Source organism: Marinobacterium ramblicola (assembly GCF_019084545.1).
Taxonomy (GTDB): domain Bacteria; phylum Pseudomonadota; class Gammaproteobacteria; order Pseudomonadales; family Balneatricaceae; genus Marinobacterium_D; species Marinobacterium_D ramblicola.
In genome coordinates this window covers 26,051-38,751 of the sequence record NZ_JAHREP010000036.1, presented here as the reverse complement: position 1 = coordinate 38,751, position 12,701 = coordinate 26,051, and the positions used below count along the sequence as shown (strand labels likewise).

Genomic DNA, 12,701 nt, shown 5'->3' with positions numbered 1-12,701 from the left:
TGGAGACCGCCTCGTCTGATCTTGCCCGGCCCGTTAAGGCGTTCAGCTCAAGCGAGGAGGCGCATTCTACAGACCTCTCCAAGGGAGTCAACAGAGGGCAGTGAAATTTTTCAAAAAAACATTCAGCCCTTTTTCGCGCGCTTTTTCTGACGCTGCTTAAGCTCTTTAATATGCTGACGCTGACGCTCTTTCTTTGCCAACTGCCGGGCCGTAAGCGTATTGCGCTTACCTGCGAAGGGGTTGTCGCCGGTACGGAACTCAAACCGCATCGGCGTCCCCTTCACCTTCAATAACTTGATAAAGCGGTTTTCCAAGTAGCGCTTGTATGAACCCGGGAGCGAATCTGTCTGGTTACCATGCACGACGATCAGCGGCGGATTTGATCCACCCTGATGTGCGTACCTCAGTTTAATACGTCGATTATTGACCGTAGGCGGCTGATGATCTGCAACCACATCCTCCAGCAATCGGGTCAACTGGTTCGTTGACCACTTCGCCATCGCAGAACGATAAGCCTCATTAATCGAGCCATACAGGTCACCGACACCTGAACCGTGCAGCGCAGAGATAAAGTGGAAACGCGCAAAAGCGGCGAACGCCAGCCGACGCTCAACCTGTGTCTTGACGCTCTCTCTCTGCTCCTGGGTCATACCGTCCCACTTATTCAGGGTCACAACGAGCGCACGCCCTGAATCGATGACGAAGCCCATCATATGCAGATCTTGCTCTGTGACTCCTTCGCGGGCATCGATTACCGCAACGACAACATTGGCGTCCTTGATCGCCTGCAAGGTTTTAACAATGGAGAACTTTTCCACCGCCTCACGGATATGCTTGCGCCGACGCACCCCTGCAGTATCGATCAGCGTATAGGACTGACCTTCCCGCTCATAGGGTATGTAAATGCTGTCACGGGTCGTACCGGCCTGGTCGTAGACCACGACTCGATCCTCACCGAGCATCCGGTTCACCAATGTCGACTTACCGACATTGGGCCGGCCGACAACAGCTATCCGCACACTCTGGTCGCGCTCCTTTTCCTCGGCATCCTGCTCCTCCGGCACCTCGATACCCAGCTCGTCCAAGGCGTAATCGATCAGCGCCGTCACACCGCGACCATGGGCTGCTGCGATCGTCAGCGGCTCGCCCATACCCAATGCGAAGAAATCGGAACGCGCCACATCCGGATCCAGGCCATCCACCTTGTTCACCACCAGGTGACAGGTCTTTTGCTGGCGACGCAGATGGTCGGCTATCATCTCATCGGCCGGATTGATACCCGCACGCGCATCAACGAGGAACAGCACCACATCAGCCTCATCGATAGCCAATAAGGACTGTTCGGCCATCGCCTTATCAATCCCCGCTTCATCACCCGAAATACCGCCGGTATCGATAACGATATAGTCTCGCTCACCCAGCCGACCCTCACCGTATTTGCGATCTCGGGTCAGACCCGGCAGATCTGCGACCAACGCATCTCGCGAGCGGGTCAAGCGGTTAAAAAGCGTAGATTTGCCAACATTAGGCCGACCAACCAGTGCAATCACCGGAAGCATATAGATCACCCAGAAGCAGCACGGCGGCGTTCCACTTGATGCAGAGCGCCGCCGCCAGTGCAGTAAAATAAAATTAGTTCAGCTTAAGTGCGGCCAGCTTGCCATCGTTACTGAACACATAGAGCGTATTATCGACGACTACCGGATCACTGAAAACGCCGGACGAGTCGAAGTTATAACGCGCAACAAAATGACCATCGATCTGCGATACGAAATGCAGATAGCCCTCAGCATCCGCTACCGCCACCGTATCCCCCAAGGTCACCGGAGAGGTCAGACGGCGATAGCGAAGAGCGTCCTGATGCCAAACGCTGGCGCTACTACCGGCATCAAAGGCACTGATCTCGTCATCCGCGGAGATCGCGTAGATATTACCGAAGCCCGCCGCCAAACCACGATAACTGGAGTAATCCTGAGCCCAAACCATCTGCGCGCCTCGGGGATTAAGCGCCACCAAGCGTCCCTGGTAGCTGCTCGCATAGATCAAACCATTGAACAGCATCGGGCGCCCATCGATATCGACGATACGCTCCAACTCCGAACGCCCCTCGGCCAGTGCAATACGCTGCTCCCATAGCGCATTCCCAGTCGCATTATCGATGGCAACCAGCTTACCGTTGGCAAATCCGGTGAGTGTTACATTCGCGACCAGCAACGGCGCACTGGTACCACGAAGACTCAACTGCGGAATTTGACTATCGAAGGTCCAGCGGTGCTCACCGGTCACCCGATCCAGAGCGGAGACCTGTCCGTTGATCACCTGCACGACAACCAAGTCGGCGCTCACCTGAGGCTGAGCAACCACTTCCGAAGAAACCTTGCTACGCCAAAGTTCATCACCCGAATCAGAGTCCAGCGCAACAACTTCACCATCCTCGGATGCGACGACAACGACATCAAAACCCGCCCCGATGCCACCCGAGAGTGTCATATCGAGCTCGGTATCCCAAACCCTTTGCCCCCCATCCCGCGAAAGCGCAACAACCTTGCCTTCGCTATCCGCCGCAAACAGGTTCGCATCACCAACAGCCGGCACGAACTGGTGATACATACCGCCAGGGCCTGAGCCGATCTGCGCACTCCACAGCAGATCAACCTGCTTTTCCGCATCGAAGCTGACCAGCTTTGTAGGCTCCACCTCGGCCTCGCCGCCCCAAAAGCCGCAACCGCTCAGCAGAGCAGCCGCAATCAGCATCGATATTGAACGCCAGGACCTCATGACTCATCTCCCTGTGCGAGATCATCCCGTTTCATTTGCAACACCGCCTGCGCCTGAGGCGCTGCCGCCGCCAGCGCTTTTTCGTACGCCTTGCGCGCCTCGGCCTCATCACCCAGAGCAACGAGCACATCACCCAGCAGCTCTTCATAGGCGGCGGTAAAATATCCCGCATCTCCGCTCTTCAGCAGATCACGAGCACCTTCGGCATCACCCTGAGCCAACCGAATACGCGCGATACGCTGCAGCGCCAGCTGTTTCAGCTCATCCTGCTCGGCATTCTGCTGAACCCAGCCCAGATCATCGAGCGCCTTATCGAACGCCCCGTTATCCACGTTCACCTTCGCCATCAGCAGCGAAGCCAATACGGCATAACCGCTATCGGAGTAATCACTTTTCAGGGTTCCGGCCAGATGTTCAGCCGTTGCACGCTGGGCGTCCACATCGGGAGCCGAACGTAGCGCCAGGACCGCATCCACCAACTCCTGATAGGTGATCGATGCATTTGTCGCCTGCGCCGCCTGGCGTTTTTGCCACCCCTGCCAACCGAGCACGGCGGCCAGCGCGACTACAATAGCCAGCAACAGGGAGCGACCATTTTCCTTCCACCAGTTCTTTATCGCTTCGATCTGTTCTTCTTCAGTACGCAATTCAGCCACGATCCGTTCTCACTCCTGCTCAGCAGCATAGATTGCGACCAGCTCTGCGGTCAGCGCTGCAGTATTAATCTGTTTTTGATCTGCCGTTTCTCGCAGTGGCTTGAGTGTCACGACGCCCGAACGCCGCTCATCCTCGCCCAACAACAAGGCATATCGGGCCCCGCTCTTGTCGGCCTTTTTCATCTGACTCTTGAAACTGCCTCCGCCGCAATGCAACTGCACGCGAAGCTCGGTCTCGTCACGGAGACGTTCAACGATGCCGAACATATCGGCCAGAGCTTCATCGCCCATCGCTATCGCGTATACATCGACATTCTGATGCACATACTCCGGTACCGCCTGCAACGTCTCCAACAGCAGGATCAGGCGCTCGACACCCATCGCGAAGCCGACTGCAGGCGCCGGCCGGCCGCCCAACTGTTCGACCAGACCATCATAACGCCCACCGGCACAGACGGTACCCTGGGCGCCCAATTGATCGGTTATCCACTCAAAGACGGTTTTGCCGTAGTAGTCCAACCCACGTACCAGTCGCGCATTAACCTCGTAGGCAATGCCTGCACTGTCCAGCAGTGCACAGAGCTGTTCGAAATGCTGTCTCGACTCCTCATCTATATAGTCGTGGAAGTGGGGAGCCTGGTTCAGCAACTCCTGAGTACTCGACTCTTTGCTATCCAGTATACGGAGCGGATTGGTCGACAATCGACGCTGGCTGTCAGCATCCAACTTATCCACATGTTCGCTGAGATAAGCCACCAGATCATCTCGAAAGCGCGCCCGCGCCTCCGCACTACCCAGGGTATTCAGATGAAGTTTTACCGCTTTTTCAAGTCCCAGCTGGCGCCACAACCGCGCCGTCAGCATGATCAACTCAGCATCGATATCCGGCCCCTGCATGCCGAAGGTCTCGACACCGATCTGGTGAAACTGGCGGTAGCGCCCCTTCTGCGGGCGTTCATGGCGGAACATCGGCCCCATGTACCACAGCCGTTGCACCTGGTTGAAAGTCAGACCATGCTCCTCGCACGCACGTACACAGCTTGCGGTACCCTCTGGCCTGAGCGTCAAGCTGTCACCATTTCGATCCTCGAAGGTATACATCTCCTTCTCTACGATATCGGTTACTTCTCCGATAGAGCGCTTGAAAAGGTCGGTTTGCTCAACGATAGGCATACGCAGCTCGCTGTAGCCGTAGCTACCCAGAACACGCTTAACCTCGGTTTCCAGATACTGCCACACCGGTGTCTGATCCGGCAGTATGTCATTCATGCCCCTGATGGCTTTTATCTTCGCCAAAATTCCACTTTCCCGTTTACAGATGGAGATTAACGTTCTGACGCCGGGAGCGTCAGGCGGGCAACATTCTTATTGCTTACGCTATCAATATCAACCGGCTCACCGCCGTATTCAATCAGGCGCACAGCACTGGCGCGCCCTATCACAACCACCAACGGCTCTTTGCCATCGAGGTTCAATTTCTGACCACCTTTGGCGATACCATTGAACAGCGAGCGCCCCGAAGCATCCTTTACACTCAACCAGCTATCTTCAGTCAGTTCCAAATGCAGCGAAGCCACGCTCGACGCGCTGAGCTCGGCAGTATTAAACGAATCGGCCTCGGCTACCGCGTCACCTGTTACTGCCTGCACAGCAGCGCTGGCCACCGGCTCGGACTCAGCCGCATCCTCCAGAGCCTCCATCTCGACCTGAGGTTCAGCAGAGCTTTCCGCCATGGCGGCAGAAACCGATGATTCGGGCGCTACCGACTGATAGAGCCCCTCCTCACCCGGCACACTGTCATCCAGCGGCGGCAGCACCAGCGTGTTGCCATCCGCGGTATCCACGGTTACCGGCGCACTGCTCTCGGTTGTAATCACCGCATCGATCGAGTTCTGTGTCTGCCACCACCACACAACGGTACCGATAATAGCCAGAATGAATACCAGCGTCCCAAAGCGCATCAGCGACCGGCTCTGCCTGGCCGGCGTAGTTGACACCGAACCCACCATACGCACGGGACTGCGGATATCCTTAGTACCCGCAAGCTGATCGTACATTGCCACATAATGATCAGGATCGAGCTTCAGCCGCCGTGCATAGGATCGTATATAGCCGCGCAGAAACACTGGCCCACCGAGCTTCTCAAACTGCCCCGCCTCGATCGACTCCAGCGTTTTGGCCGGCAGCCTCAATTCGCGCGTCAGCTGCTCAAAGCTCAATCCCAGGGAGCTGCGAGCCTCAGCAAAGTCACCGCCTGGAAAGGGTTGTCCAACGCTCGGTTTTTCCTCTTCACTGCTCACTGCGCAGACTCCTTGTACAACTGATATTCAGCGGATTCTGGGAACATATTTTTTAACAGCAGGGCGTAGGTTGCTGCACGCCCGGAATTTTTTTCGTAACGCGCGACCCGGACACCCACCCAAAAGCTGAGCGGAAAATGATCAATCTGTTTGGAATCCACATATTCGCGAAACTGGTCAAACAGCACGGCCGCACCCGCCTTATCGCCTTGTTGCAACAGAATATCGGCGAGCTCCACCATCGCAATCGGCCGCTGTCGGGACAGGGTCAAGGCTCGATTAAAGGCGTGTTCGGCAACATCCAACCGGCCAATCTTGCGATAGCAACGCCCCATGTTCTCAAATGCCTGAGCACGCGCCTGATAGAAAGGATCCTCTGTCGCCCGAGACAGCTCCTGACAAGCCTCATCAAAACGCTGCTGGGCAAACAGGAAGGCGCCAAAATTGTTGTGTATCATCGCTGACTGAGGATCGGCTGCAACCGCTTTGCGGAAATAATCTTCAGCAATTGCCAGATCTTCTTCGGCCTGGAACACCAGCGCCAACGCATTGAACGCCGGGGCATAGCTATCGTCGATTTCGAGTGCGCGCAGCAACGGACCTTTGGCACTGGCGGTATTACCGGCGCGCAGGTATTGCAACCCGAGACTGGTATAGGATTCGAGAGCCGCGTCTGGGGACGAATTAGAGGAGTTAAAACCTTCAGAAGTCGTCGTACATGCTGAAATAACACACGCCGCCCCCAACAGCAGCACAGCATGTAATTTACGCATCTCTCCCCCCTAAACTGATTGGCTCTTCCCCTGAACAGGCTCCTCTTGTACCACAGCGATATACTTTTGGCTACGCCGCGTACGATCCATCACCTGCCCGACCAACTGACCGCAGGCCGCATCGACATCATCGCCGCGCGTGCGGCGCACGGTGGTCAGAATATGACTGTTCAGCATGATCTGCTTGAACGCCTGTATCGCCTCTTCCGAGGGACGGCTGTAACCCGAATTGGGGAAAGGATTGAAGGGTATAAGGTTAAGCTTGCAAGGCAGCTTACGCAGCACCTTGACCAACTGCCGTGCATGCTCGGGCTGATCGTTGACGCCGGCAATCAGCGTATACTCAACGGTCACCACTCGCTTGTCATTAAGCCCCTGCAGATAGCGGTTGCACGCCGCGATCAACTCGTCGATCGGGTAACGCCGATTGATCGGCACCAACTCGTTGCGCAACTCGTCGTTTGGCGCATGCAGCGATACCGCCAGCGATACGTCGCTGACCTCACGCAAGCGATCCAGCGCCGGCACGACACCCGAGGTACTGAGGGTCACGCGACGCTTGGACAGACCATAGGCGTTGTCATCCATCATCAACTCGGTGGCAGCGACAACGTTATCGAAATTCATTAACGGCTCGCCCATACCCATAAACACCACGTTGGTCACGCGGCGCTCACCGGAAGGGTCGAACGGCCCGAAGGAGCGTATCGCCACCCTCAGTTGGCCGATAATTTCAGCGGTACTCAGATCCCGATTGAAACCCTGCTTGCCGGTCGAACAGAAACTACAGTCGAGCGAGCACCCCACCTGGGACGATACGCAGAGCGTTTTGCGATCGCCATCCGGGATCAACACCATCTCGATCGCCGAGCCGCCATCCATGCGGATGACCCACTTACGCGTGCCATCCTTGGAAAACTTCTCCATGACGATCTCAGGCTCGCGGATCTCAGCCACTTCGGCAAGTTTTGCCCGCAACGCTTTGCTGATGTTGGTCATCTCGTCAAAGCTGCTGGCGCCGAGCTGATGTATCCACTTCAGCACCTGAGTGGCACGAAAACGCTTCTCACCCATCTCGTCGAAAAAGTTCTCAAGCTGTTTCGGAGACAGGCCAAGCAGGTTGACCTTGGCGGTGGATTCAGTCATGGAAGTCACTCGTTTCGGAGTACAGGGGCCGCCGAGCGGCGGCCCCGACAGGGATCACTTACCGAAGAAGTAGGCGATCTCGCGCTCAGCAGATGCAGCAGAATCGGAACCGTGTACGGCGTTGGCATCGATAGACTCGGCGAAATCACGACGAATCGTACCTTCAGCCGCTTCTTTCGGGTTGGTCGCCCCCATCAGCTCACGGTTCAGCGCAACAGCGTTTTCACCTTCCAGCACCTGAACCACAACCGGACCAGAGGTCATGAAAGCAACCAGGTCGGCGAAGAAAGGACGCTCTTTGTGCTCAGCGTAAAAGCCTTCGGCCTCCGCTTTGCTCAGCGCTTTCATCTGCATTTCAACAACCTTCAGACCCGCTTTTTCAAAACGCGTCAGGATTTCACCAATCACGTTCTTAGCGACAGCGTCCGGCTTGATGATAGAGAGTGTACGTTCAGTAGCCATGTTAAACCTAATCCCAAAGTTGTAGGGTTATAAAAATGCAAGGCGCAGCATTATACGCGACTGTTCAAAGCCTGAACAGCAACAAGTACGACTCTACGCCAGGACACAACGTTTCGACGCCAACGGCCGGTAGCAGCATGAGCAATCGCCAAATTAACGCAGCGAGGATCAGCAGCGCCCTTTCTTCGCCTGCCCCGGCGGACAGAATGAACTACGGTGACGATCATCGTGATGGTGGCGCCCTTCACGATAGTAGTACTCGCCACGCCGCTCGCGATGCCCTTCACGGTAATCGTCTCGACGATAGTCATCGGTGTTGATCGCAGTACCGACAGCAGCACCGATACCTGAGCCCACGACAGCACCGTCGCGACCACCAAGCTCGGCGCCGACAGCACCACCTAACGCACCGCCGATCGCGCCACCAATGGCGGAGTCGACGGTCAGATCACGGGCCATTGCCAGCGCCGGCAACAGAGACAGCATCGTGATGGCGATTATGGATTTTTTCATCGTTTCCCTCCCCTGCTTCCCGGAGATCCGGCCAAACAGTTTGCAGTGCCTTCGGCAGACATCCGGCGCAGCTGATGCGGCGGATGACGATTATCGGCCCCGGTCATGCCAACGACGCCGGCAGCTGGCATTCGCTCCGGGGCCCGCAACGATACCTCGCAGGCGATAACACTCAGCTCAGTGATCACAAAGACCATTAGAACCACTGCCGTGCATACCTGCGAGACATCCAAAGACAACAAACCCGGCAATAAGTGCCGGGTTTCGGGTTACTCGAAGCTGATTAGGCTCTCAATCCCGCTCATCGATCCATGTCATCTGAATCGCCTCAAGAATCTTCTCACCACAATGTGACGGATCATCATCGAAGCCATCCAGTTCCAGCACCATCTGCATTAGATCCGGGAAGTTGACTCGCAGCGGATCGAGCTCCGGATACTTCTCATCCAGCGCAATCACGATCTCCTGCACATCTATCCATTTAAGACCCATTCTCGCCACCCTCTGACTCAGTGCTGCTCGGAAACCTGGTTGATAGTGTACTTGGGAATCTCGATCACCAGATCTTCATCGGTCACCACCGCCTGACAACTCAACCGCGATTCCGGCTCCAGCCCCCAGGCTTTATCCAGCATATCGTCCTCGAGCTCGTCCGACTCTTCGAGCGAGTCGAACCCTTCCCGCACGATCACGTGACAGGTCGTACAGGCACAGGACTTTTCACAGGCGTGCTCTATCTCGATACCATTTTTCAGCGCGGCATCGCAGATGGTAATCCCCGGTTCTACCTGGATCACCTTCCCCTCCGGACAGAGCTCCTCATGCGGCAGAAAAATCAGCTGCGGCATTATTTCAACTCCTTACCCAGTTCATCAACTCGATGCCCCTGCAGCGCCCGCTGGATACCCTTATCCATACGCCTCGCCGCAAACTCATCGCTCAGTTTAGCCAGCAATTGCACACCCGCCTCGATTGCAGCAGCATCAGTTCCGGTAGCAACCTCCTTCAACTCGACAATCGCCGCGCTCAACTCCGCCGCCTCGCGCTCATCAAGCAGTTCACCATCCTGTGCCATAGCCGCTTCCAACGCATCTACCAGACGCCCAGCCTCGACCTGCTGTTCACGCAGCGCACGCGCTGCCATATCCTCTTCGGCGTGACTGAACGAGTCTTTCAACATGCCGGCGATCTCATTATCGGTAAGGCCGTATGAGGGCTTGACCTGAATACTGCTCTCGATACCGGTCGACAGTTCCTGAGCCGATACGCTGAGCAGTCCATCCGCATCGATCTGGAAGGTGACGCGAATCTTGGCAGCACCCGCCGCCATCGGCGGAATACCGCGCAGAACGAAGCGCGCCAGCGATCGACAATCCGCGACCAGCTCCCGCTCGCCCTGAACCACGTGGATCGCCATCGCCGTCTGACCATCCTGGTAGGTGGTAAACTCCTGCCCCCGCGCTACCGGAATGGCGGTATTACGGTGAATCACCTTCTCTACCAGACCGCCCATGGTTTCAAGCCCCAGCGAGAGCGGAATCACATCCAGCAGCAGCATTTCACTATCCGGCTTGTTACCCGCCAGCACGTCTGCCTGCAGCGCCGCACCGATCGCCACCACACGATCCGGGTCGATCTCGATATGCGGCTCACGTCCGAACAGCTCGCCAACGCGCGCGCGAACCAGCGGCACCCGGGTGGAACCACCGACCATGACCACCTCACGCACTTCATCAGCGCCGACTCCCGCATCCTTCAACGCCCGACGACAGGCACGGAGGGTTTTCTTCACCAGCGGCTCGATTACCTGATCGAACTGCTCGCGGGAGATGGTCAAGTTTCTGGACTGCCCGTCCAGCTCAAGCACCACTTCAACCGCTGGCTCTGCGCTCAACTGTTCTTTCACGCACCTGGCTAATGTCGTCAGGTAACGAGCCTGCTGAGCATTGGGTTCAAGCTCGATACCGGACTCCTTCAGCATCCAGCGCGCCAAGGCGTAATCGAAATCATCGCCGCCAAGTGCGCTATCACCACCGGTGGCCAGCACCTCAAACACGCCTCGACTCAAGCGCAGCACCGATATATCGAAGGTACCGCCGCCCAGGTCGTATATGGCGATAACACCCTCTTCACCCTGATCCAGACCATAGGCCACAGCCGCCGCCGTCGGCTCATTGAGCAGACGCAACACATGCAATCCGGCCAACCGGGCCGCATCCTTGGTCGCCTGACGCTGGGCGTCATCAAAATAGGCCGGCACGGTAATGACCGCGCCGGTCAGCTCGCCGTCCAACGACTGCTCTGCACGCACACGCAGCGCGCGCAGGATATCCGCCGACACCTGTACCGGACTGCGCGGACCTGCCTGGGTTTCGATATAGGGCATACCGCCCTCACCCGGCGCAAAACGATAAGGCAGCTCATCGCCAAACGACAGCACATCTTCGACACCGCGCCCCATCAGGCGCTTGACGGAGATAATCGTATTGTAGGGATCCTCCGCCGCGTGGCGCATCGCCGCATCACCGATCTCCACAGAGCCATCCTCGGCGTAGTACGCCACCGACGGCAGCAGATGCTCACCGTGCACGTCTGCCAACGTCTGCGCCTCGCCACTGCGGACTGTGGCCGCCAGCGAGTTGGTGGTTCCCAGGTCGATCCCGACAGCCAGCTTGCGCTCATGCGGCGCAACGCTCTGCCCGGGCTCGGCAATTTGCAACAAAGCCATAGGTATTCCGTTCAGTCGTCCAGCAAACGATCTTCGAGCAATTCGATCTCTTTTTGCAGTTTGGTCACGAATTGCAGCTTACGCACCGTTTTTTCGGCACCATCGAGATCTTGCTTTGAAAAGAGTGAGACAAACTCATCCAGCAGATTGCGCAAGCCGCTATCGGCCTGCTCCCGCAAGGCGTCGAGCTCAGCCTCGGGATCGACATGTTCCGAGGCATCGGCCAGGCGTTCGCGCAACTCCATCTGCTGCATCAGGAACAGGGGATCGAGCTGCGCACCCGACTCGCCATGGGTATCACGTCCGGCCAACAAAAGCAGATACTGCGCGCGACGCAGCGGAGATTTCAGGGTCGCCAGCGCCTCATTGATATGCGCCGTGTACTGCACGGCAAGACGGCGTTCACGCTCGGAGAGATGAGCAAAACGATCAGGGTGCCACTGTTTCTGAAGTGCCCGGTAACGCTCGCTGAGCAACGCCTGATCCACCTCGAAGCCAGGCTCGAGATCAAACAGCTCAAAGTAGTTGCGGGTCATATCCATGTGTCAGTACAGCACCCTTGATGTCAGACAGGGATCAGACGTTAAAACTTTCACCACAACCGCATTCGCTACGCACGTTTGGGTTGTTGAACTTGAAGCCTTCGTTCAGCCCCTCCTTGACGAAATCCAGTTCGGTTCCATCCAGGTAGACCAGACTCTTGGGATCTATGGCGACATTCACAGAGCCAAACTCGAACACCTGATCATCGGATTCAATCTCGTCAATGAATTCGAGCACGTAAGCCATACCCGAGCACCCGGAGGTACGTACACCAACACGAATCCCCTTACCGTGGCCACGTCTTTCGAGATAGCGCGCGACGTGATTGATCGCCGCGTCTGTCATACTGATCGCCATATAACCCTCAAATACTCAACAACCCGAAGCAAGCCTTTAAGACTCAGCCGCGCTTCTTGCGGTAATCCTCGATCGCAGCCTTGATCGCATCCTCAGCCAACACCGAGCAGTGGATCTTCACCGGCGGCAACGCCAGCTCCTCAGCAATCTGGGAGTTTTTCAGCTCGGCCGCCTGATCCAGCGTCATCCCCTTGACCCACTCGGTCACCAGGGAGCTGGACGCGATTGCGGAACCGCAGCCGTAGGTTTTGAATTTTGCGTCTTCGATCACACCCTCGTCATTGACGCGGATCTGCAAACGCATCACATCGCCACAAGCCGGCGCGCCAACCATGCCGGTACCCACATGATCATCGCTATCATCCATCTTGCCGACGTTGCGCGGGTTCTCGTAATGATCAATAACCTGTTCGCTGTAAGCCATAATGACCTCCAAAAACTTAAA

General features: G+C 56.7%; 15 protein-coding genes. All 15 read right to left on the bottom strand.

The features are described from left to right. Positions 1-122 precede the first annotated feature (122 nt). Positions 123-1,559 (bottom strand): ribosome biogenesis GTPase Der, encoded by a 1,437-nt coding sequence (gene der / locus KQ940_RS20930; protein WP_217416577.1) that lies wholly within the window; start codon positions 1,557-1,559, stop codon positions 123-125. 73 nt (positions 1,560-1,632) lie between these two features. After that, a complete protein-coding gene (bamB, locus tag KQ940_RS20925) occupies positions 1,633-2,778 on the bottom strand; it encodes an outer membrane protein assembly factor BamB (protein ID WP_217416575.1) in 1,146 nt (381 codons plus the stop codon). Then, on the bottom strand, positions 2,775-3,434 hold the full coding sequence (locus tag KQ940_RS20920) for a YfgM family protein (RefSeq protein ID WP_217416574.1): 660 nt from the start codon (positions 3,432-3,434) through the stop codon (positions 2,775-2,777). The genes bamB and KQ940_RS20920 overlap by 4 nt, the downstream gene beginning before the upstream one ends. Positions 3,435-3,443: 9 nt before the next feature. Further along, positions 3,444-4,703 (bottom strand): histidine--tRNA ligase, encoded by a 1,260-nt coding sequence (gene hisS, locus KQ940_RS20915; protein ID WP_246590232.1) that lies wholly within the window; start codon positions 4,701-4,703, stop codon positions 3,444-3,446. Between the two features lie 56 nt (positions 4,704-4,759). Further along, a complete protein-coding gene (locus tag KQ940_RS23130; RefSeq protein ID WP_217416572.1) occupies positions 4,760-5,734 on the bottom strand; it encodes a RodZ domain-containing protein in 975 nt (324 codons plus the stop codon). Then, positions 5,731-6,507: a type IV pilus biogenesis/stability protein PilW gene (gene pilW / locus KQ940_RS20905; protein WP_217416570.1), complete on the bottom strand. Its 777-nt coding sequence runs from the start codon at positions 6,505-6,507 to the stop codon at positions 5,731-5,733. Before pilW ends, KQ940_RS23130 begins: the two co-directional genes overlap by 4 nt. A 9-nt stretch (positions 6,508-6,516) precedes the next feature. Continuing rightward, positions 6,517-7,653, bottom strand: coding sequence for a dual-specificity RNA methyltransferase RlmN (rlmN, locus tag KQ940_RS20900; protein WP_217416568.1), 1,137 nt, complete (start codon positions 7,651-7,653; stop codon positions 6,517-6,519). Between the two features lie 54 nt (positions 7,654-7,707). Then, complete coding sequence (ndk, locus tag KQ940_RS20895) at positions 7,708-8,115, bottom strand: nucleoside-diphosphate kinase (protein ID WP_188752259.1); 408 nt, start codon at positions 8,113-8,115, stop codon at positions 7,708-7,710. A gap of 168 nt (positions 8,116-8,283) precedes the next feature. Next, positions 8,284-8,628 carry a hypothetical protein gene (locus KQ940_RS20890; RefSeq protein ID WP_217416566.1) on the bottom strand — a complete coding sequence of 115 codons (345 nt, stop codon included), beginning with the start codon at positions 8,626-8,628 and terminating at the stop codon, positions 8,284-8,286. 291 nt (positions 8,629-8,919) lie between these two features. Continuing rightward, on the bottom strand, positions 8,920-9,120 hold the full coding sequence (gene iscX, locus KQ940_RS20885; RefSeq protein ID WP_217416564.1) for a Fe-S cluster assembly protein IscX: 201 nt from the start codon (positions 9,118-9,120) through the stop codon (positions 8,920-8,922). Positions 9,121-9,137: 17 nt separating this feature from the next. Next, complete coding sequence (gene fdx / locus KQ940_RS20880; RefSeq protein WP_217416562.1) at positions 9,138-9,476, bottom strand: ISC system 2Fe-2S type ferredoxin; 339 nt, start codon at positions 9,474-9,476, stop codon at positions 9,138-9,140. Then, positions 9,476-11,356, bottom strand: a complete 1,881-nt coding sequence (gene hscA, locus KQ940_RS20875) for a Fe-S protein assembly chaperone HscA (protein WP_217416560.1) — start codon at positions 11,354-11,356, stop codon at positions 9,476-9,478. Before hscA ends, fdx begins: the two co-directional genes overlap by 1 nt. An 11-nt stretch (positions 11,357-11,367) precedes the next feature. After that, positions 11,368-11,892 carry a Fe-S protein assembly co-chaperone HscB gene (hscB, locus tag KQ940_RS20870; protein ID WP_246590231.1) on the bottom strand — a complete coding sequence of 175 codons (525 nt, stop codon included), beginning with the start codon at positions 11,890-11,892 and terminating at the stop codon, positions 11,368-11,370. A 40-nt stretch (positions 11,893-11,932) separates the two neighbouring features. Continuing rightward, positions 11,933-12,256 carry an iron-sulfur cluster assembly protein IscA gene (gene iscA, locus KQ940_RS20865; protein ID WP_217416556.1) on the bottom strand — a complete coding sequence of 108 codons (324 nt, stop codon included), beginning with the start codon at positions 12,254-12,256 and terminating at the stop codon, positions 11,933-11,935. A gap of 43 nt (positions 12,257-12,299) precedes the next feature. Beyond that, positions 12,300-12,680, bottom strand: coding sequence for a Fe-S cluster assembly scaffold IscU (gene iscU, locus KQ940_RS20860; protein WP_188752243.1), 381 nt, complete (start codon positions 12,678-12,680; stop codon positions 12,300-12,302). Positions 12,681-12,701 lie beyond the last annotated feature (21 nt).